This window comes from Borreliella bissettiae DN127 (assembly GCF_000222305.1).
In the GTDB taxonomy this organism is placed as follows: domain Bacteria; phylum Spirochaetota; class Spirochaetia; order Borreliales; family Borreliaceae; genus Borreliella; species Borreliella carolinensis.
In genome coordinates, this window is the sequence record NC_015921.1 from 859246 (window position 1) to 881733 (window position 22488).

General features: G+C 27.8%; 18 protein-coding genes. 11 read left to right on the top strand and 7 right to left on the bottom strand.

What is annotated here, in order from left to right; all coding sequences use genetic code 11:
* Positions 1 to 6 precede the first annotated feature (6 nt).
* From BBIDN127_RS04080 to miaA, 7 genes are read left to right on the top strand one after another with little or no spacing between them, the layout of a single operon-like run.
* Positions 7 to 954 (top strand): pseudouridine synthase family protein, encoded by a 948-nt coding sequence (locus tag BBIDN127_RS04080; RefSeq protein ID WP_044054989.1) that lies wholly within the window; start codon positions 7 to 9, stop codon positions 952 to 954.
* Entirely contained in the window at positions 923 to 1870 is a 948-nt protein-coding gene (locus BBIDN127_RS04085; protein WP_014024023.1) for a hypothetical protein, read from the top strand. The genes BBIDN127_RS04080 and BBIDN127_RS04085 overlap by 32 nt, the downstream gene beginning before the upstream one ends.
* On the top strand, positions 1860 to 3266 hold the full coding sequence (gene murC, locus BBIDN127_RS04090) for a UDP-N-acetylmuramate--L-alanine ligase (RefSeq protein WP_014024024.1): 1407 nt from the start codon (positions 1860 to 1862) through the stop codon (positions 3264 to 3266). The genes BBIDN127_RS04085 and murC overlap by 11 nt, the downstream gene beginning before the upstream one ends.
* A 10-nt stretch (positions 3267 to 3276) precedes the next feature.
* Positions 3277 to 4143 (top strand): YicC/YloC family endoribonuclease, encoded by an 867-nt coding sequence (locus BBIDN127_RS04095; protein ID WP_014024025.1) that lies wholly within the window; start codon positions 3277 to 3279, stop codon positions 4141 to 4143.
* Complete coding sequence (cmk, locus tag BBIDN127_RS04100; protein ID WP_014024026.1) at positions 4140 to 4682, top strand: (d)CMP kinase; 543 nt, start codon at positions 4140 to 4142, stop codon at positions 4680 to 4682. Before BBIDN127_RS04095 ends, cmk begins: the two co-directional genes overlap by 4 nt.
* A 35-nt stretch (positions 4683 to 4717) precedes the next feature.
* Positions 4718 to 4918: a DNA-directed RNA polymerase subunit omega gene (locus tag BBIDN127_RS04105; RefSeq protein ID WP_014024027.1), complete on the top strand. Its 201-nt coding sequence runs from the start codon at positions 4718 to 4720 to the stop codon at positions 4916 to 4918.
* Positions 4905 to 5825: a tRNA (adenosine(37)-N6)-dimethylallyltransferase MiaA gene (gene miaA / locus BBIDN127_RS04110; RefSeq protein ID WP_014024028.1), complete on the top strand. Its 921-nt coding sequence runs from the start codon at positions 4905 to 4907 to the stop codon at positions 5823 to 5825. The genes BBIDN127_RS04105 and miaA overlap by 14 nt, the downstream gene beginning before the upstream one ends.
* 142 nt (positions 5826 to 5967) lie before the next feature.
* On the opposite strand, the gene BBIDN127_RS04115 is transcribed toward miaA, so the two are convergent.
* A complete protein-coding gene (locus BBIDN127_RS04115; protein ID WP_014024029.1) occupies positions 5968 to 6339 on the bottom strand; it encodes a hypothetical protein in 372 nt (123 codons plus the stop codon).
* Positions 6340 to 6419: 80 nt separating this feature from the next.
* Between BBIDN127_RS04115 and BBIDN127_RS04120 the strand changes: the two genes are divergently transcribed.
* Positions 6420 to 6965 carry a hypothetical protein gene (locus BBIDN127_RS04120; protein WP_014024030.1) on the top strand — a complete coding sequence of 182 codons (546 nt, stop codon included), beginning with the start codon at positions 6420 to 6422 and terminating at the stop codon, positions 6963 to 6965.
* On the opposite strand, the gene BBIDN127_RS04125 is transcribed toward BBIDN127_RS04120, so the two are convergent.
* The 4 genes from BBIDN127_RS04125 to topA all read right to left on the bottom strand — a co-directional run bounded on the left by BBIDN127_RS04125 (position 6958) and on the right by topA (position 13400).
* Positions 6958 to 7605 (bottom strand): phosphodiester glycosidase family protein, encoded by a 648-nt coding sequence (locus BBIDN127_RS04125; RefSeq protein WP_094248975.1) that lies wholly within the window; start codon positions 7603 to 7605, stop codon positions 6958 to 6960. The genes BBIDN127_RS04120 and BBIDN127_RS04125 overlap by 8 nt on opposite strands.
* A gap of 127 nt (positions 7606 to 7732) precedes the next feature.
* Positions 7733 to 8248 (bottom strand): hypothetical protein, encoded by a 516-nt coding sequence (locus BBIDN127_RS04130; RefSeq protein WP_014024032.1) that lies wholly within the window; start codon positions 8246 to 8248, stop codon positions 7733 to 7735.
* Positions 8249 to 8376: 128 nt separating this feature from the next.
* Complete coding sequence (locus tag BBIDN127_RS04135; RefSeq protein ID WP_014024033.1) at positions 8377 to 10845, bottom strand: ATP-dependent RNA helicase; 2469 nt, start codon at positions 10843 to 10845, stop codon at positions 8377 to 8379.
* 2 nt (positions 10846 to 10847) lie between these two features.
* Positions 10848 to 13400, bottom strand: coding sequence for a type I DNA topoisomerase (gene topA, locus BBIDN127_RS04140; protein ID WP_014024034.1), 2553 nt, complete (start codon positions 13398 to 13400; stop codon positions 10848 to 10850).
* A gap of 74 nt (positions 13401 to 13474) precedes the next feature.
* Between topA and BBIDN127_RS04145 the strand changes: the two genes are divergently transcribed.
* From BBIDN127_RS04145 to BBIDN127_RS04155, 3 genes are read left to right on the top strand one after another with little or no spacing between them, the layout of a single operon-like run.
* Entirely contained in the window at positions 13475 to 14716 is a 1242-nt protein-coding gene (locus tag BBIDN127_RS04145; protein WP_014024035.1) for an exonuclease SbcCD subunit D, read from the top strand.
* Positions 14703 to 17549, top strand: coding sequence for an AAA family ATPase (locus tag BBIDN127_RS04150; protein ID WP_014024036.1), 2847 nt, complete (start codon positions 14703 to 14705; stop codon positions 17547 to 17549). The genes BBIDN127_RS04145 and BBIDN127_RS04150 overlap by 14 nt, the downstream gene beginning before the upstream one ends.
* Before the next feature lie 33 nt (positions 17550 to 17582).
* Positions 17583 to 18518 (top strand): ROK family protein, encoded by a 936-nt coding sequence (locus tag BBIDN127_RS04155; protein WP_014024037.1) that lies wholly within the window; start codon positions 17583 to 17585, stop codon positions 18516 to 18518.
* A 16-nt stretch (positions 18519 to 18534) separates the two neighbouring features.
* Here the strand turns inward: BBIDN127_RS04155 and BBIDN127_RS04160 are convergent, their stop codons facing one another.
* Positions 18535 to 19359 (bottom strand): hypothetical protein, encoded by an 825-nt coding sequence (locus BBIDN127_RS04160; protein ID WP_044054990.1) that lies wholly within the window; start codon positions 19357 to 19359, stop codon positions 18535 to 18537.
* Positions 19353 to 22481, bottom strand: a complete 3129-nt coding sequence (ileS, locus tag BBIDN127_RS04165) for an isoleucine--tRNA ligase (protein WP_014024039.1) — start codon at positions 22479 to 22481, stop codon at positions 19353 to 19355. Before ileS ends, BBIDN127_RS04160 begins: the two co-directional genes overlap by 7 nt.
* Between the last annotated feature and the right edge of the window lie 7 nt (positions 22482 to 22488).

Here is a 22488-nt window from a genome sequence, read left to right on the forward strand (position 1 = left end):
ATATTTTTGCATTTGGATAAGTATATTTTGTTAGAAGTACTTGCTAATGATAATGGCAAGCGACTAGATTCAATTTTGATTAAAATTTTGAATTTTTCTAAAGCACGGATAATAAAATATATTAGAAAGGGTGATATTAGGTTGAATGGCCTAAAATCACATTTTTCATGTAGAGTTTGCAAGGGTGATAAAATTTATTTATATAAATCTTTAGCCCAAAGTTTGAACTTAATTGTGGATGAATGCTTTAAAAGCAATATTGATTTTGAATGTATTCGAAAAAGAATAATTTATGAAGACAGCGATTTACTTGTTTTGGATAAGCAAAGAGGCATTTTAGTTCATGGAGGTAAAAATTCTCTTGATTTTTTAGTGAATGCTTATCTTTTAAGTCAAAATTTAAGATCTCTAAGCTTTAAGCCTTCTGCAGTTCATAGGCTTGACAGGAATACTTCTGGTATTGTTATTTTTGCAAAAAATATAAATACCGCAAGAAAGCTAAGTGTGGCATTTAGTAGCGGATCTATAATTAAAAAATATTTTGCAATACTTTTAGGCGAGGTTAAGTCAACTGTTGTTTATAAAAATCATTTGTTTAGAAATAAAAGGTTGAAAAAAACTTTTGTTTTAGAGGGTAAAGGGGATATTAATGCAATTACAAAGGTTAGTCCAATATTATCTTCTAAAAGAGCTACTCTTGCTGAGATTGTTATTGAAACAGGCTTTACTCATCAAATAAGGTCTCAGTGTTCCTTTAACAATCATCCTTTAATTAATGACAAGAAATACTATGATAAATTCAAAAAAAGCGATTACTTTTTACATGCTTTTTTGGTAAAATTTAATGGAACATTCTTTAAAAAGAATGAATTTTACTCTAAGCCTAGTTTAGAATTTTTAAAACAAGTAAAAGATATTTTTGATGTCTATGAATTTTCAGAATTTTTCAAGTGATTTTTTTTTAAAAAAAATATTAAGCAAGGTTAAAAACTTCGCAACTAGCATTAAGCATAAATTTGTTAGAGTTAAGGTGTATGCATTAGTAGGATCTGCTGGAACTGGCAAGAGCTTTAGATCGCATTTGGTAGCAGATAAATATTCAATACCTTTAATCATTGATGATGGGGTGTTAATTAAAAACATGAAAATTATTGCTGGAAGTTCTGCTAAGTTTGAAGATAATGTTTTTAGAGCAGTAAGGCGATCTGTATTTGAAGATGATGATCATTGCAGAGAAATGCTTGAAGTACTTGCAAGAGAAGAATTTAATAAAATATTAATATTAGGAACAAGTCTTAAAATGATAGATAAAATAATTTCAAGACTTTTGTTGCCAAATGTTTTTAAGATTATTTACATAACAGATGTTTCAACCAGACAGGAAATAGAAAAAGCAAGAATTTCAAGGCAAATGGGGGAGCATGTTGTACCGGCAGCTGCTTTTGAAATAACGTCTATTAGACCCAATTTGCTATTAAATTCAATTAAAGTTTTTTTTAAAAGTGGATGGTTCTTTGCTAGGAAGAAAAATTATATTCGATCTGTTGTAAAGCCCCATTTTTATGAAGAAGGGGTTTTGTCTATTTCTAAGAGAGCTGTAAGGCAAATTATTGAACATTGTGTTTCTGAGTATGATAGAAATTATATTGTTTATGATCTTAAAATCAAAAAAGATGGCAACAATTACCTTTTTAAGCTTTTTTTAAATATTCCTCTTGGAAATAACTTGCTTAATAATACAGAAATGCTTAGAACTTATATTATTACGAACGTACTTAAGTATACAATAATTAATATATTATCTATTGATATAGTTATACATAAATTTTATGACAAAAAAGATTATTTAGAAGAGAGTTATGAAGGTTGATTTTGATAATTTGAATAATATTTTTTTTGTAGGGATTAAGGGTGCTGGGGTTTGTTCTCTGGCTTGTTTTTTAAATTCGAAAGGGTATTGTGTAGAAGGGGTAGATGTCTTTGATAAGTTTTATACTGATGAAATTTTAAAGAATAATAAAATATCTTATTATGAGAATATTTATGAATTTTCATTAAAAGAGCTTGATAGGTCTTTTGATTTAATAGTATATTCTTCAGCCTACGATAAGGATAGTTTGCAAGTTTTACTTGAGGCAAAAGAATTAAATATGCCTATTTTATCTTATCCTGAGGCACTTGGCGAGCTTTCTAGAAAGTACTATAGCATTGGAATTGCAGGTTCTCATGGTAAAACGACCACTACGGCGTTTTTAGGTGTTCTTTTTAACAAATTAGGATTAAATCCCAATGTTATTGTGGGGTCAAGTGTTAAAGATTTTAAAGATAATTCTTCAATAGCAGGTATTAGTAATATTTTTATTGTTGAGACTTGTGAGTATAAAAAACATTTTTTGAATTTTAGCCCCAATATGCTTATTTTAACCAATATTGACTATGAGCATGTTGATTTTTTTAAAAATTATGAGGCTCTTGAAGACGCTTTTTTACAGTATATTAATAATTTGAAGAAAAATGGGATATTAATAATTAATTCAGATGATAATAATTTGCTTAAAATCAAAAGGCAAATTAACAGAAAAGATATAAATATTTTTAGCTTTGGATCTAAAGATTTGTCTGATTTTCAAATAAGTAATATTGCAGTTAAGAGTGAATATTTTTGTTTTTCTTTTTTGGGTTTGTTAAACGTTGAGCTTAAGACTGTTTTATTTCATAATGTATTAAATTTTTCAGCAGCTCTTTTGGCTTTAAATCTTTTTTTAGAAAGTAATGGAAAGTCAATTTTTGATTTTGAAGAAGCAGTAAAAAGAATTGCAAGAAATTATGGTGGTATAAAAAGAAGGGTTGAAGTTGTTAAAGAGAAAAATGGAGTGATTTACATGGACGATTATGCTCACCATCCCAGGGAAATTAAAAATACACTTTTTGGTATTAAAAATTTTTATAAGAACAAACGTATAATTTTGGATTTTATGCCCCATACATTTACAAGAACAAAAGAATTTTTTGCCGATTTTGTTGAAGTTCTAAGCGCTGCTGATATATTAATTTTGCATAATATATATCTTTCAAATAGGGAGAATTTTAATCCAGATGAACTTTCTGTTAAATTGTTTTTAAATATTAAAAAAATAAATAAAAATACTTATTTTTTTAAAGATGTTAAAGACTCTGTTGACTTTATAAAAAGTTTATTAATATCGGAAGACTTGTTTATTACAATGGGTGCTGGAAATAATTTTATTTTACATGATTTTCTGTAAGGGTATTATAGTGAAAAGTATGACAGGATTTTTTTATTTGGAAAAAATAATTGGTAACTATATGTTTAGTGTTAATTTGAAATCTTATAACGGAAAGTTTTTAGAATTTAAATTTAGGTTACCAGAAATTTTTTCTGGCTATGATCTTGATATAAGAAATTTGATTTCAAAATATATTAGCAGGGGCAATGTTTTTTTAAATGTAGGATATAAAGAATTGGTTCCTCGTGTGAATTTTACAGTTAATCCTAATTATATTGAGGCTATTTCTAGACTTAGAGATTCTTTGGCGCATACCAATCTTAATATTAAAAACGAACTAAGTTTAGGTGATTTTTTATCATTAAAGGGCGCTTTGATAATTGATGAGGATAGTGAGCATCAAGAGGAGATTTATGGGTTGTTTAAAGGTGTTCTAGAGGAAACCTTATCCCATTATAATAATGGAAGAAGTTTTGAAGGAGAAAATACTAAATCGGATATCGTGTCAACTCTTGCACTAATAGAGCGAGACCTTAAAATTGTTAAAGATGCTTGCAGCGACATAAATGTCAGATTATTTGCAAGCATTAAAGAAAATATTTCTAAATTAATGGATGAATTTAGAGATTTGAGTATTGCAGAAGAGGCCGCTAAAATGGCAATTCGTTTGGACATTAATGAAGAGATTATTCGTTTAGATTCTCACATAGAAGCTTTTTATAAAAATCTTGAATATGAGATATGCGGCAAAGTTCTTGAATTTATTTCTCAAGAAATGCACAGAGAAATAACAACTATGAGTAATAAGGCAGTTGATCTTGATATTAAAAATTTGATTTTGAATATGAAGTTAAATTTAGAAAAAATAAAAGAGCAAATAAGGAATGTTGAATGAAAATAGCACTTTCTGGTAAGAGTGGTTGTGGTAATACTACTGTAAGTGGTATGATTGCCAAACATTACGGTCTTGAGTTTATTAATTATACTTTTCATGATATTGCAAGAGAGCATAATATCCCTTTTTCAGAGTTTTATGAAAAAGAGATAATAGGAAGAGATGATTATTATTGGGATAGATATCTTGATAATAGATTGTCTGTGCTTTCTAAAAAAAATAATACGGTGCTTGCTTCTCGTCTTGCTATTTGGATTTCTAAGAGTGCTGATTTAAAAATATATCTTTATGCTAAAATGGAAGTTAGAGCTGAAAGAATAATGACTAGAGAGGGGGGCATGTATTCTGATGTTTTAAGCACTACTTTTAGTAGAGATGAAAATGATAAAAAAAGATATTTAGCTATTTACAATATAGATATTGATGATTATTCTTCAGAGACCGATTTGGTGATTGATGTTACAAATATTAATCCAAATGAAGCTTTTGAATTAATTAGAGATGAAATTGATAAAAGAAATTTGAAAAAAATTAGCTAAACTTATTTGATATGTTTATTTTATAAGGAGATTAAATGACTAAAGTGCCTTTAAAAAAAATACAAGATTTTGATGGAAATTTTTATGAACTTGTTGTTGCAACTATAATGCGCACAGAGCAAATCATAGACAATATTTCTTTAGCAGAACATGCTACTTTTGATGATAAAATATTAGGGCAAGCTTTTAATGACGTTTTGACTGGTAAATTTAGCTATTCAATTGAAGGAAGATAGAATAGTTTTTATTTTTGGCCCTACAGCTGTGGGCAAAAGCAATATTTTATTTCATTTTCCAAAAAATAGAGCAGAAATTATTAATGTTGACTCTATTCAGGTGTATAAAGAGTTTAATATAGCCTCTTCAAAGCCAAGTAAAAATTTAATGAAACATATAAAGCACCATTTAGTAGATTTTTTAGATCCCCAAAAGGAGTATACTATTGGAATTTTTTACGAACAGGCTTTAAAAATAGTAAAAGAAATAAGACAGAAAAAAAAAATTCCCATATTTGTAGGAGGTACCGCTTTTTATTTTAAGCATTTAAAGGACGGATTTCCTTTAACACCTTTGGTTACTTCTGAAGTAAGAATTTATGTAAACAATCTTTTAACTCTTAAGGGCAAATCTTATCTTTTAAAAGAGTTGAAAAATGTAGATCCCATTAGATTTAATATGTTAAATAAGAATGATATTTATCGCATTAAAAGATCGCTTGAGGTTTACTATCAAACGGGAATTCCTATTAGCCAATTTCAAAAAAAACAAAATAGCGAGTTTAAAAATATTGTGATTATAGGCCTTAATAGATCTTTTGAAGATTTAAAGACTAGAATATCAACAAGAATTAATGAAATGCTCAATATTGGATTGCTTTCCGAGATTAAGGGTTTATTTAGTAAGGGTTACAATGAAAATACTCCAGCTTTTAAAGGGATAGGCTATAATGAGTTTTTGTTATGGAAAAGTAGACCTTGGTATGATTTAAATGATATAATAAGTTTAATAAACAAAAATTCGTTTTTATATGCAAAAAGGCAAATGACCTTTTTTGCCAAAATTTCTGATGTTTTATGGCTTCATCCAGAGGATGATTTAGATAACATTTTGAATTTAATTTTTAAAGTTGATAAGGAGATTTAGGGAGTGCCTTGCGGAAGAAAAAGAAAATTAAAAAAAATTTCTACCCATAAAAGGAAGAAGAAAAGAAGAAAGAATAGACATAAGAAAAAAAAATAAATAATTTATTACATAGATCGGACTTTTGTCCGGTTATGTAGTGGAACTATTTAGAATGTTCAATTATTATATTGTTGACTATATTTATGTCTTTGCTAAAGATGTATCTTTTAGTTCCCTTGTAATTGACTAGGATCCAATTTCCTTCAATTCCATAGCGTTCTGTTTTTTCTAGTGTTTTTTCAATTTTTACGACTTCATCTTTCCTGAGTAGAACCGCGTAATCATAATCTAATTCGCTATTTTTCTTAGTGCTTTTGCTAAGAAAAGCATAATCTTTTATTATTATGCCCATTTTATTGCTAAAGCCCAGAATGCTACTTTTGGGCAAATTTAATTTTTGAATGAGAGGAATTTTGTTATTGTTATTACAGGCTAATAGAATTAAGGATATTAAATATAATATTTTTGTATTCATAATTTCCTTGATTTTTTATATACTATTTTAGTGTGTTACTATAATAATATAGTATTTTTTAGAATTTTTAAGGATTGTTAATGAAGAAATATCTTTTTTTTATTTTATTTCTCATCTCTTCTAATAATTTAATTTTTTCTTATCCACTTTCTTTTGGTGGAGGGGTTTCTTATCAATTTACTAATTATACTGATAAAACAGGCGCCACTAAATTTGCTCCAAATTTTACTAGAGCAGATCATGGGATTAATTTGAATTTATTTTTTGATGCAAATTATGCACTTTTTGAAATGTCTTACAAAGAGGCTTTTGTTGATACTCACAATGGTAGATATTTCTCACTTGGGCTTTATGGAACATATCCGATGGTTTTCAAAGAGCAGGTTAGAATGCTTTTCCCATTGATTGGATTTAAATACGCTTTTGATTTGAGCCCTAATAATTTTAATCTCTTTTTTTTAAGCATGGGGCTTGCTGCTGATCTTTTTATTCCCGATCTTGAGGGTTTATACATTAGGCCTTTGTTTATGCTTTCTATATCTCCATTTTCTAATAATAAAAATTTTTCTGGGTTAACAACTGAAATTATGCTTGGATTTAATATCGGTTGGAGATTTTTCAATTAGGAAGTTTTATTCCTAAATGAAATGGGACAGATCTTTCCTGTCCAAAGATGTTTGCAGTGAAATTTAATTTGTAAGGAGCGTTATTTGATTTTACAACAAGAGTGCTTGAGCCTCCCCCATCTAGATTAATGGCGTTAGTCATGCCATAGCTTAATGCAAAATCAATGGCTTCATTAAGAGAGGCCCCTTTGCTATTATTGACACCCCTTCCTTCTATTGTAGCAAGAAATAAATACTTATTATTTTTATCAGTTCCTATTATTGTTCTTGGGTGCTTTGTTTCTTTGAAATTTTTTTTATACTTTCCGTTTTTAATTAAAACAAAAAATCCACTAAATCCATAATCGCAGTTTTCTATTTCATCTTCTTTGGGATTTAATATGATTTTATTGTGTTTTATTACAATCTCTCCGTAGTTGTTTATTTGTTTTGAAATCATTTTTTTATTATATATATATAGTCCTTTTGGGAAAAACATGTTTTTTTTAACTTCATATGGACTTGTGTTGATTGCAATGTCAACATTGTTGAAAATTAAGAAATGGCTTGTTGTTTGGCCTTTAAAGTAGTAATTGTTTATCTTTTTGTCGTAAATAGGTTTTGATATGGTGAATTTTAGATCTTTATTTTCAATTTTCACTAAAACATAATTACTGTTTATGAAATAATCTCTAATAATTTTGTATTTGGCTTGTTTATTGCTTGATTTGGACAGCATTAGCCCCGAGAAAATGCTTAAAATCAATACCAGTAGTGTTAATATTTTTTTATTCATTTCTTTTTATTTTATAAGAATAAATGCTTTTGGGATAGTTTGTTAGTATGAGGTTTTTAATTTTAGTTGCTAATTTTTCGTTTTTGAATTTTATAAGGCTAAATATTTGATAAATTATTTTGACATCTATATTTTTTTCGTTATTTAATATTTTTTTAATTTCTTCTTCATTAATATTATCTTCATTTATTCTTAATTTTAGCGAAATGATTTCGTTTTTTATTTTTTGATTTTTGATCTTTTTTTGGTTTATTTTTTTTAAAAAATTATTAGCCTCTTTATATTTTTTTATTTTTAGATAGTATTTTGTAATTAGCAGATAATATTGTTCTAAGTCAAAATTTTTAATTTTATTTATTGTTTCTAATTCTTTTGATAGGTTATTAGTTAAATCATAAAGCATATGTAGCTTTATTAAATTTTCTATATTTTCTTTATTATTACTCTTTAATTCAAAAGGAGAAATTACTAAAAATAATAAAACAAAAAAAAATGATAGCCAGTTCATAATTTATTATAAACTTTGTTTTAAGAATAATGAAAATAATTTGAAATTGTGTAAGCATTGAATCTAACTTTGAAGAATGTTTGATTTATTATCTTTTCTATTATAAAAAGGCTTTCAAAGTTTAGTTTTTAAAAAAAGTAATTTAATTTTTTGTAAACTTTATTTATTAATTTCTTTATAAAATGTAGCTTTTGTATGTATTCTTTGTTTTCTATAAGGCTTTTGATGCTTTCCATAGATTCTTCTATTGCCATTATGAAATTTTGTTTGGGTTTTAGTCTAAAATTTCCAGAATAATCTGTTTCCAATGATAAAAAAAGTGCATTTTTTTTAGGGGGAGAGCTTGTAAATTGCATTGTACATTCTAAAAGATTTTTCATTTTTTCAAGTTCATTAATGTTTACACTGTTTGTTTCATATTTTTTTATATAATGCCAATCTTTTCCCATGTTTTTAACTATTTCTATAGTTTCTAAAAATTTTTTGTTGTTAAAAACCGTTATATTTTTATGCATCAATTGTATTTTAATTTTTTTCAAATATTCATTATTTTGATTGTTTGGTTCGTTTTTAAAAATCATTTCTTTTAGCGATTCTAGGTTAATTTTTATTACGTAAATGTTATTTTTGTATTCCGCTTTGAAAATTTTTTTCCCTATTTTGATTTCATTGAGAATTTTTGTCTGCTCGGTATTTGTTATTTGTTTCTTTTTGTCAGATATGTCTTTATTTTTAAACTCTTCATTTATAATATCATCAACCCATTCTTTTTTTAAGACGCCAATGGATCTTGCATACATTTTTGTAGTTTCTATAATTTCCCCTGCAACGAAATATTTCACAGAATCGGTGCTAATAAGTGATCCCGGATGAATTATTACGTTTTGAGCTCTGATGGTTTTATATTTCTTTTTTGAAGTTTTAAAACAAATATAATCCCGCATTCCTTTCATTATTGATTTTAAATAGCCTTCGTTGTCAAAAACACCTTTTTGTATTATTGGTATATTTAATTTGCTAATAATGTTTTCAAGTTGCATTTGTACGTTTGCTATCTCTTCAAGTCCTTGTAGATCTAGATAATTTTCCTTTGTGAAAGCTTCTTTATTTAGAGCTTTTTTAAAATCTTCAAAGATATTAACAAACCCAATTAAATCTCCCATTGGATTTTTATATTTTAAGTGAGCTTGTCTGGCTTCCATCTCTTCATTTTGGGGTAGCAGGAAAATTCCACTTGTGGATAAAAATGATAGACCTATTGTGGTTTGATAGATCGCTTGTGGATAATTTATCATTGCTTCGACTAATGCTCTTGAATGTGCAGGTATTAATGGGAATAGTATCATATATTTCCCAATTTCTGTAAGTTCGTTTTTATTGTTTATAGCATCCAGAGATTTTAATATTTTGCTTGCAGTTTGAATCGAATACGTTGATGGTTTTGAGATAAAGTCAAAGTGGGTAAAATCTCTAATTCCAATATCTGCCATTCGCAGCACTACTTCAGATAGATCTGTTCTATATATTTCTTCTTTTTGATAATCTTCTCTTAATTGATAATCTTCTCTTTTATAAAGTCTGTAGCAAGTTCCTTTTGAAAGTCTTCCTGCTCGACCAGCTCTTTGGGTTGCTGATGATTTTGAAATTGGAACTTCTTGGAGCGAATAGGTATGAGTTTTTGTTTGGAATTTGTTTGTCTTAACTTTTCCACTATCTATTACTATTTTAATATTTTCAACTGTGATTGAAGTTTCTGCTATGTTTGTTGAGACTATTATTTTTCTTTTATTTTTAGGAGTAGGCATAAATATTTGCTCTTGAGCTTCTTTAGGCATTCTGCCGTATAAAGGAAATATTATTAATTTTTTTCTTGAGTTTAATTCTTGTAATTCTTTGATAGTTTCTTTTATTTCTTTCTCTCCAGATAAAAATATAAGAATATCTCCTGCTTTTTTTTCTTTTATTACATTTAAGACAATTTCTTTTATTTTTAATATCATCCCTTTTGATGTGTTTAAAAGAGGAGGATTGTATATTATTTGCACTGGATAAGTGATAGTTTCAATACTAACAACCGGTGCATTATTGAAATATTTTGAAAATATTTTTGTGTTTATCGTAGCAGATGAAACTATGATTTTAAAATCATCCCTTTTTCTTGAAATGTCTTTAATAAGACCCAATATAAAATCAATGTTTAAACTTCTTTCGTGTGCTTCGTCTATTATGATTACGTCATATTCATAAAGTAGTGTATCTTTTTTTAGCTCTTGCAGAAGCACCCCATCAGTCATTAATTTGATTTTGGTTTTTGGGCTTGTGATTTCTTCAAATCTTATCTTATAGCCAACTTCTTCTCCAACATTTACGCCAATATGCCTGGCAATATATTCAGCTATTGATACTGTGGCTATTCTTCTTGGTTGAGTTACTCCAATTTTTCCTAATTTTGCAAAACCTGCTTCATAGATTATTCTTGGCAGTTGGGTGGTTTTTCCACTACCTGTTGGACTTTCTACAATTAAAACATTATGTTTTTTTAGTACTTTAATTAATTCATCTTTGTATTTATAAATTGGGAGTTTTAAATCATTCATATTTATAACAAGCTGAATACATATTTTTCATTTACTTCGTCAAGATTAATGTTATCAGGTAAATCAATCTTCTTTCTTTTAATTTTAGCATAAAATGTGTCGTTTTTTTTGTAAATATATATTTTATTGCCGATTTTGTTTTTAGAAAATGTGATTATTTTAACGATTATGCCCACTTTATTGGCTCTTTCGTTGAGTAGGCTGATGGCTTTGTCTAGTGTTATGTCATATGCTTTTAAATCTTTTTTTAGTGAGCAAGCAATACTTCCGCTTTCAGTTTTAATATAATCCCCAAAAACACCGGTTGCAGCAATGATTTGTTCATTAGTTTGAGGATGTTTGCCGATTGGTTTTGGCAGTGAGAGCAATTTTAAAGCAAGTTCTAATGTTATGTTTTCAGGGTCAATTTTTTTAGTTGATGCTTTTTTTGCTTTTATTATTTTTAATTTTTTAGGTTTTCCTTTTTTTGTATATTCTTGAGGGGCATAGGTGTCTTCTCCAAGTTGGACAATGTTTCCATAAATTGTATTTTTAAAGATTACATTAAGCCCTGTTAAAGGATCAATCCCGAGTATATTAGGTTTTAACTCTTTTTCATTTATTATTTTTTCTATTTCATCTTTTTTGTACAAATTTTCTAATGGAGTTTTTGTGTTAATTGAGTAATTATGCCCTTTGAATATCAAATAAGGTCCATATTTGCCAATGTTTATTGTGTAATTAATGCTGTTATCATTTTTATTTTCTATGTCTTGACTTTCAATAACGGTTCTAAATTCAGAGGAATCAATTTTAGGCTCTAGTTGCATTACTGTATCTTTTAGTCCTTTTTTGCCATTATAAAATTTACTTAAATATTTTATTTTATCCAGTTTTCCTACTGCTATTTTATCTAATTTTTCTTCCATATTAGAGGTGAAATTTAGCTCAATTAGTACTGGAAAATATTTCTCAAGAAGATTTATTACAGCGGCTCCTTTTATAGTTGGCATTAATGTGTTGTTAAGTTTGAAGGCATATTCCCTTTCTAAAAGTGTTGATATAATTGTAGAATAGGTCGAGGGGCGACCTATTCCTTCTTTTTCCATTTTTTGCACAAGAGACGCTTCTGTGTATCTAAATGGAGCCTTTGTTTCGTGTTCGTTTGGTTTCATTTTAACTATTGAAAATGTATCTCCCTTTTTAATTAAGTCAAAATTTATGTTAAGGCATTCATCTTTTTCTTTAGTGTGTTTAAGAAATCCATCAAAAATTATTTTTGTAAAGCTTGATCTGAAAATTAAATTTTTATACTTAAAAGTTAATTTTATATTTTCTTTTATTGCATCTTTCATTCCAGAAATAATGGTTCTATCCCATATTATTTTGTAAATTTCTTTAGCAGTTTTGCTTTCTATTTCTATGGTTTCATTTGGAATAAACATTTCAGAAGGCCTTATTGCCTCATGTGCATTTTGAGCCATTTTTTCTTTTTCATAAATTCTGTCTTTTTCCTCTACATAGTCTTTTCCATATTTATTTTTTATTATTTTTGTTATTTTATCTTTTGCAATTTTAGCAATATTATGAGAGTCTGTTCTCATATAGGTAATGTATCCGTGTTCGTAAAGTTTTTGAGCGTGTTGCATGATTTGTTTTGTTCCAATTTTAAGGTGCTTATTTATTTCTTGTTGAAGTGTAGAGGTAGTAAATGGCTTTGGAGGAGGTATTTTTATTTTTTTAGTTTCAATTGAAATTAATTCAATTTTTTGTCCATTTTTTAATTCTTTTTCAAGCTCTACCATTAAATCTTGGGTTATTATTATTGTTTTGGTGATATTTTTAAGTTTTCCAGTTTCATTTATAAAGTCTTTACCCTCTGCTATATTTTTGCCTTCAATTTCTTCTAATTTTGTTTCAAGCAACAAGTCTTTTTTCTCGTGTTTACATTGAAGCAAAATTGAATAATAATTGGCTTTTTTGAAATTTATTCTAGTTTTTTCTTTTTCTATTAATAATTTTAATCCAACAGATTGTACTCGCCCAGCAGAAAGTCCGTAGGCTACTTTTTTCCAAAGTAGAGGAGAGATTGTATACCCGTATAGTCGGTCTAATATTCTTCTAGCTTCCCCAGCATTAACAAGGTTCATGTCTATATTTCTAGTATTTTTTAGTGATTCGGTTATTGCAGTTTCTGTGATTTCATGAAATATCATCCGTTTATAATTTTTGATTTTTAATACTTCTTTTAAGTGAAATGCTATAGTTTCTCCTTCTCTGTCTTGGTCGGTTGCAAGATATATTTCATTTATTGTTTTTACTAATTTTTTTAGTTTTGATACAATTGGTCTTTTATTGCTAGGAATAATGTAAATTGGATTAAATCCATTGTTATAATCTATAGAAATATTTGCCCATTCGTATTTTTTATATTCTTTGGGGATTTCTTTTGCATTGTTTGGCAGGTCTACTATGTGCCCAATGCATGCTTCTACTAGGAATGATTCATCGAGAAACTTTTTTATTGTCTTGGCTTTTGTTGGCGATTCAACTATTATCAATTTTTTATTTTCCATAAATTCCTTATGTTTATATATTGTATTATAATATATAAATATAATTTAAGAATTAAAAAAAGTGAGAGTATTTTGTGAACAATTATAAAATTCTGCATACTTCGGATTGGCATATTGGAAAAAAAATTGAAAATTTTTCAATACTTAAGGAGCAGAAAAATTTTTTATCTTTTCTTTTAGAATTTATTAAAAAAGAAAAGATTGATCTTTTACTTATTGCTGGGGATGTTTATGATTCCAAAAGGCCTGGATTTGAAGAGCAAAGATTGGTGAATGATTTTTTTTATGAGCTTTCTTTTACTTCTTGTAAATGGTGTGTGGTTATTTCTGGAAATCATGACAAAAAGGATTATTTAAGTATAAATAAAAAACTCCTTTCACGGTTTAATTTTTTTTTAATAACAGAATATGGTTCTGATGAGCAAATAGTTTTATTAAAAGATAATGAAAATCTTAAGTTTATTGTTGTTTGTCTTCCACATATAAATGAAAGGCTTATTTTAGGGCAAAATTTTGATGATATTTTTGAATTAGAAGATCAGCCCTCCAGTAAGCTATTTCTTGAAAATTTAGAAAATGCTTACAGAGAAGAGATATCAAATTTATCTAAATTTTTAGAAAACAAGTATAAAGGAATTCCTAAAATATTAATGGCGCATTCTTTTTTTGGCAGCAGTAAAAAGATTGATACTTTGGGAGGCAGTTATATTGTTCCTTATAATGTTTTTGGAAATAGTTTTTCTTATGTTGCTCTGGGGCATATTCATAAATTCATGAAACTAAGAGATAATATTATATATTCAGGATCTCCCATGCAATATTCATTTAATGAATCTTGCGATAAATACATAAATGTTTTACATTTTGATAACAATAAATTAATCTCGCAAAAAGCATTTTTGGTGCCGATTTTTAATAAATTAATCTTTGTTAAAGGGTCTTTAAATGAAGTTCTTGACTTTTTGGCTAATTTCAAAAAAGAAGAGTCTTTTACTATTTATTTGAAAATTGAACTTAATGAGGCAGTTGATACTAGCGCTGAGGAGACCATTTATGATTTAGCAAGGCTTAGTTTTATGAATTTAGTTTCTATTTCCTATTCTTTACCCTTAAGCCAGGATTTGCAAGACGACTCCAACTTTATTGGAGAACTTGAAGTGCTTGAAATGGATGAAAAGTATTTTTTTGAGAAAAAGTTGAGACGAGATTTTGAAAATGGCGTTATTAGGGATATCAAGTTTAAGGAAGAAGAGCTTATTTCTCTTTTTAATGAAGTTTTAACTAACGGATATTTGGGTGAATATGAGGATAAATAAACTCATATTTAAAAATATTGCTTCTTATAAAGGTGAGCACGAGTTAAATTTTGATACACTTCTTTTAAGACAATCGGGTATTTTTTTAATTTCTGGCAATACTGGAGCAGGCAAAAGCACTATTTTAGATTGCATAACTTTGGCGCTATATGCTCGTGTTTACAGACTTGGAAAAAAAATTGTAGATATTATATCAAAGGGCGAAACTAGCGCTTACGTTAAATTAACTTTTACTATTTCTGGCAAGATTTATGAATCTTTTGTTGAGCTTAATGTAAAAAATATAGAAACCCCTAAGAGCATGTTGCTTAGTTGTTTTTTTGATAACAGTATTATTGAGGGTAGAGCTGATGTTTTAGAGCATATTAAAAGTCTTTGTCGATTAGACTTTAACCAATTTTGTCAAACTGTAATTTTACCGCAAGGCAATTTTCAAGAATTTTTAACGTCAACTCCCAAAGAGAAAACCGCAATAATTGATAATATTTTTAATTTGAAAAAATATGATAATTTGGAATTTTATTTAAAAAGTGACTTCGAGCGTACAAAGTTTAATATAGATAAATTATTGAATTCTGAATCTTATGAAAAATCAATTCTTGATTATGATGAGAGTGAATATAAATCCCTTAAGGATTATTTGGATTTAGTTAATATTGATCGATTAGAAATTGATCTTGAAAATGTTAGGAGAGCTATTTTTTTGTGTAATCAGGCAATAGCGGCTAATGAGAGATATTTGGGCTTGGAAAGTGAAATGTCTTCTCTAGAGGATCAATTATTTTCTCTGATTGAACATCTAAACTCTTTAGAAAGGGATTATTCTGTTCAAAAGAAATTAAAAGAAAATTTGGATTTAGATCGGAAAATTTATTTATGTTCAGATTTTTGGAATTTGAAAAATCTAGTTGCTATGCAAGGTGACTTGTTTAATGATAGCAGATTGCTTGATTTAGAACTTTCAAAAGTAATGAGTAATTTAAAAGAAATTAAAGATTTGGATAGTAATAATTTTAATTTTAGTTATGTTAAGGAACTTTATAACAAAAATTGCAATCTTTTTAATTTAAAACTTGTTGAGAATGATTATCAAAGCTTGCTTTTAAGGAAAAGTAGTCTTGAGGATGAAAAAAAAGAATTATTAAGGGCTCAGAGTAAAAAAAATGATGAGATTAAAAGCATTTCTTCTGAGAAATCTAATTTTGATTTTGATAAATATGTTTACTATGAAGCATTGAAATTGTTTCAAACTTTTAATGATGAGTTGATTTCAAAATATAGAGATAGGTTAGAATTTTTATTAAAAACTATTGAGAAAGAAGGTTTTAATAAAAAAAAGGAAAAAAATATTATTAAGATTGACTTATATAAAGAGTTGTTAAAATATCTTGATGATAAAAATTTTTCTATTGAGAGCGATAAAGAAAAACTAAAATATATTGAGGTTGAATATAAAAATTATCAGCATAAAGATAAATTATCGGTTTGCAGCTTGAAAGAGCTTTATGCTTTAAATTCAAAACTTCATTTGATACAAAATCAACTTGATGAGCTTAAATATCAGATATCTTGCAGACAAGAAGAAATCTCTAAACAAGAGGTTAATGCTTTAGAGTTTAAAAATAATAATGCTGAGATTTTAAGATTGATTGGAAAAAATTTATTTGACAAATACATAAGTTATTTTGATAGAGAAAAAATTTTAACATTTGAAAGTAAATTAGAAAAACTTGAACAATTTAAGGTTAGGGAAAAAGATTTAAAAATTGAGATTTCTTTGAAAAATAAAAATTTTGATCAAAATCTTTTAAAGATTAAGGATTTATTATTGAAACTTAATTTAAATTTAAGCTTTAATGATTATTTTTCTTTGGAAAGGGAATTTAATGTTGTTTTGGCTAAACAGAAAAGTATAGAAAATGAATGGAATATGCTTGTTTTAAATCTTAAAAATTTAGAAGATTTAAAAATTAAAACCGAAACACAAATTAAATTTATAAAGGAATCTATATTGACTTTAAAAGCGAGATTAAATGAAGAGCAAAATAGTTTTATTAATATAATTTCAAATTTAAAAAGTGTGTTTTTTAGTTCATTTTCTTTTGAATCAGAAACTGCTTTGGAGCAAATTAGTAAGAATAGTTTGTATTTCTTGCAAGAATTGAGTTTATCAATTAGCTCTAAGCTTGAATTTTTATCCAGAGATATCGAAAAGTATAAAATCAAGCTTTTAAATTTTCAAGCTCTTCAAAAAAAGATTAATCAGCAAAAAATTAATTTAGACTTACTAAGAGGTGAATTAAATCTTGCTAAAGAAAGGAAAGATAAGCTAGATGTTTTAAGGAAGGTAGTTATTAGATCTTCTGGATTGAAATATTATGTTCAAACTTTTTTAATTAATGATATTTTAAGGCTGGCAAATGAAAAGTATTTAAGGTGGATTTTTCCTGATTTTGAGCTTAAAACCAACAAAGAGAGCAAGGAGTTTGATTTTTTAATTGAAGACAAAAAAGATGTTAATAAAATAAGGACGGTAAAAACTTTGTCTGGCGGTGAGAAATTTCTTGTGTCTTTAGCTTTGTCTTTAGCTTTATCTGATAAAATAAGGGATAGTGAGTTGAAAATAGAAGCCTTTTTTCTAGATGAAGGGTTTGGCAATCTTGATGAAGATACTTTAGCTCAAGTTATGCCTAAGCTTTCTAAGTTCCAAATGATGACCGGACGACAAATTGGTATAATTTCTCATGTTTCTTATTTAAAGGAAATGATTAAAGCACAAATAGTTATAAACAAGATTTCTAAAATTTCTTATATTGCTATGGAAAATTTATGATCATTTATGTACAATTAGGCTCTGAGGATAGATATGAAACGATATTTAGCGATTGATATTGGCGGGACTAGCACTAAATATTCGCTTGCAGATTCAAGTGGTGTTTTTTTTGATAAAAATGAAATAAGCACAGGTGCTACTTCTGATGAACAAGTAAATATTTTAATTAATCTTATTAATTCTTACAAAGAATCAAATGATATAGCAGGAGTTGCAATTTGTATTCCTGGGTTTGTTGATCTTAAGGGAAATGTTCTTAGGGTAAATGCTATTCCCGGATTTGTTAATTATCCTTTAAAAGAGCGATTAGAATCTTTAACTGGAATAAGTACAGAGATTGAAAATGATGCTAATTGTGTAGCCTTGGCAGAAAAATTTAAGGGTAATGCTATTAACTCTAATGATTTTATTGCTATGACTCTTGGCACAGGAATTGGTGCTGGAATTTTTGCAAATGGCAAGCTTTTAAGAGGGAGTTCTTTTATGTCCGGAGAGATTGGATTTATGATTACTAGAGGTATTAGCAATAATATTCCTTTTAATTGTAGATGGGAATCCATTGCTTCTGTTTCGGCTTTAAGGAAAAGAGTTGCTATGCGATTAGGAAAGCCTTTAAAAGAAATTTCAGGAGAATTTGTTTTTGATCTAGCTGAAAATGGAAATATTCATGCCAAAAATGAAGTTGAAAGATTTTTTGAGAATTTGTCATTTGGTATTTTTAATTTAATTTTTATTTTAAATCCTGAAAAAATTTTGATTGGAGGAGGAATAAGCGCAAGGCCTGATTTAATAGATAGAATATATGAAAAATTAGAAAATTTATGGTCTTTAGAAATGGCTTTTGATAATAATAATAATATAAAAAATCTTGTAACACTTGAGCCTACTAAATTTAATAATGAATCTGGTAAAATTGGAGCCTTGTATCATTATTTTACTTGCAAAAGGCAAAATAATTCTTCATTTTAATGGAGCGATAAAAATTTTAGGTTTGAATATTTGAAGCCAGCTTTTCTATAAAGCTTTCAACACTAGATTTTTGAATATTAAATTCTATTTCTACTGTATTTTGGTCTTTTATTGTGGTCTTTATGTGGCTTGATATTGTTAGATTAGTCATGTTTGCCAAGACGGTTGGAATTAGCTTTTTTGATAATATTTTTAGTATTGGTGGGTTATTTGTTTTGATTAGGGATTTAAAAATATATTCGTTTTGATTTAAGCTATTTATAGACAAGGTTCCGCTGCTAAAAGGGATTAAATTTTTGCTGTTTGCCATTTGGTTTGGAAGTAATAATGCTGAATCTTGAATCCAAAAAAACATTTCATTTTTTTCTACTTCTCCAATATATTTTGTTGTTAGTATATTATTGTCTTTCACAGGTTTATCTTTTTGGGTTATTGTAATAGTGGTTCTAGCTTTGTTTGGAATAATGTATATGTTTGAATTTTTAAGTTTCCATTTTGGATTTGTAAGTATATTGCCTATTGATTCTGTATTTCTATTTTTATGAATTCCCCAGAAAATATCTTTTGGGAAATTGCCCATTATTAGTAAAGCAAAATCGTTGTTTTCTTTTTTATAACTAAAGTATAAGTCGCTTACAAGCCCGAGTGCGGATTTGTATTTAGGGCTTAAAGAGTTAAAAATAGACCTGTTTTTAATTAAATTGACATGGGCATATAAGTTTGCGTCAGGCAAAAGCTCCATTAGGTAATTTAGATTTTGTTTTGAGGGGCTGTAAGGTAGGCTGGCGCATCCTACTATGAGGCATGAAATGGTAATTATTTTTGTTAATGTTTTTAGCATTTTTCAATTCCTATTAATGCAAATATGTCATCGGCAAGGTTTATTTTTTTTTCTAGCTTATTTTTGTTTAATATGATATTTAACGCCAATGTTTCAGCTTTAATGTATTTTTCAAATTTATTTAGCATTTCTTTTAAAGCCTCATTATTTTCTATGTATAAATTTATTCTATCGCTAACATCAAAATTTTTTTCTTTTCTTAAATTTTGTATTTGTCTTACAAATTCTCTTGTAAGTCCCTCCAAGTACAACTCTTTAGTGATTAGTGAGTCTATTCCTATTGTAATGGATTCTTCATTGATTACTTTTAAGTTCTCTTTTTCTTCTCTTTCTAATATTATATCATTTAATGATAAATAATGCTTTGCATTAGCTACTTTTATCTCGTAAGATGTTCCATTTATTATTTTTATTATGTCTTCGTTTTTTAGTTTGCTAATCTCAGCAGATACTGCTTTCATATCTTTTCCAAGCTTTTTTCCAAGTTCTTTAAAGTTTGCCTTTGCTTTGTAAGTTATAAGCTCCTCTTCGTTAGTTTTTATTTTCATTTCTTTTGCATTTATTTCATCTAATATTATTTCTTGCATTTCCATTAGCATATTTTGTTCGTTTTGATTTTTTGTGACAATATATATCGTACTAATAGGCATGCGTATTTTTATATTATGCAATGATCTAAGTGATCTTGCCATCGAAGTTATTTTTCTTGCAAGATTTATTTTTTCTTCAATTGTTTTGTTAATGAAATTTTCATTTGATTTTGGATAATCGTTAAGGTGTATTGATTCTTTATCCTCATCGGTTTTTAAATTTTGATAAATCTCTTCTGTTATAAATGGAATAAAGGGTGCAAGTAAAATCATTAAAGTTTTGATTGCATAATATAATGTTTCGTAGGCATCATTTTTGTCTTTATCGTTTTCTGATTTCCAAAATCTTCGCCTTGATCTTCTTATGTACCAATTGTTTAATTTATCTATAAATTCAAGTAAAGATTCTATTGACTTTGTTAGATTGTATTTGTCTATTTCTATATTTAGTGTTTTTTTTAGGCTTTCAAGTTCGCTTATGATCCATTTGTCAAGGATATTGTTTTTAACTAGGTTTAGATTCTTTGGAGGTTTGAATTTATCAATTATTGCATAAGTTGTGAAAAATGAATAAGCGTTCCAAATGGGTATTATTATATTTTTAAGAACATCTCTTACTCCGTTGTCGCTATATTTTAAATCATCAGCTTTAACTACAGGGCTCATTATTAAATAAAGCCTTAAAGCATCAGCTCCAAAGGTGTTTATTACCTCCATTGGGTCTGTATAATTTTTAAAGGATTTTGACATTTTTCTTCCATCGCTTGAAAGCACAAGTCCATTTACAATGACGTTTTTGAATGCTGTGTTTTCAAAAAGAGAAGTTCCCAGTATTGTAAGAGTATAAAACCATCCTCTTGTTTGATCTAGACCTTCTGCAATAAAGTCAGCAGGAAATATATTTTTAAAATTACTTTCGTTTGTGAATGGGTAATGGTTGCTTGCGTAGGGCATTGCTCCAGATTCAAACCAACAATCAAGAACTTCGCTTGTTCTGATAAATGTGCCACCGTCTTTGCTTGGCCAGGTTATTTTATCTATTTGGTCTTTGTGTAAGTCTTCAATTTTTTGACCAGATAGGGTTTCAAGCTCTTTTTTTGATCCAACGCAAATTTTTTTTCCTGTTTTTGAGCATATCCAAATTGGGATTGGATTTCCCCAAAATCTATTCCTGCTTATTGCCCAATCCTTTGCATTTTCTAGCCATTTTCCAAATCTTCCTTTTTTTAAATGAGCTGGCATCCAATTAATTTTTTCATTTACTTCTAAGAGTTTGGTTTTTATTTTTTCTACATTTACAAACCATGAGCTTATTGGTCTGTAAATAATTGGGCAGTTTGTTCTGTAGCAAAATGGATACCTGTGCAGATAATTTTCTCTTTTGAATAAAAAATTTCGTAATTTTAGGTTTTCTATTATTTTTTTATCAGCATCTTTTACAAAAAGTCCTTTAAAATCTTTGACTTGATTTGTAAATTTACATTCAGCATCTAAGGGATCTATTATGTCGACATTTGTGTATTTTTTAAGTATTGTGTAGTCTTCTTCTCCAAAAGGAGCAAGATGGACAATCCCTGTTCCATCGTCAGTTGTAACATAATCGGCCGTGTGTACCTTGAAAGCCCCTTTATCTTTTTGTTCTAAAAAGTAGTTAAAAATAGGTTCATATTCTATGCCTTCAAGTTTATTTCCTTTGAATTTTTCTATAATAGTATATGAATTTTCATCATCATAATAGCTATTAAGCTTTTTTGATCCAAGTATTAAAATCTCTTCTTTTTTTTTGTCAAAAATTTTAGAATATTCTATTTCTTGTCCTACTGCAATTCCAAGGTTTGAAGGCAATGTCCAAGGAGTGGTTGTCCATACTAGTAAGTATTCGTTTTTATCTTTGATTTTAAATTTTATTGTTAATGATGGGTCATTGACTTCTTTGTATTCTCCAAGATTCACTTCGAAATTTGAAAGTGGGGTTGCAAGCTTTGGGGAATAGGGTAGCACATAGTAACTTTCGTAAATTAAACCTTTGTTATAAAGATTTTTAAATACCCACCATACGGATTCCATGAAGCTTATATCCATAGTTTTGTAGCCCTTTTCAAAATCTACCCATCTTCCAAGCCTCGAGATTATATTTTCCCATTCTTTTGTATATCTGAGTACTATTTTTTTACATTCTTTGTTAAAATTTTCAATGCCATAATTTTCTATTTCGTATTTGCCAGAAATTCCCAATTTTTTTTCTACTTCGTATTCAACAGGTAACCCATGAGTATCCCATCCAAAATTTCTTTTAACATATTTGCCTTGCATTGTTTGATATCTTGGAATTATGTCTTTTATTGTGTTTGGAACAAAATGTCCAAAATGAGGAAGTCCTGTTGCAAAAGGCGGTCCGTCATAAAATGTAAATTCCTCACACCCTTCTCTTTGCTTTATTGATTTTTCAAAGATCTTATTGTCATTCCAAAATTTTAATATTTTTTCTTCTATTTTAGGAAAATTTGCCTTGTTTTCTACTTTTTTAAACATATTATAA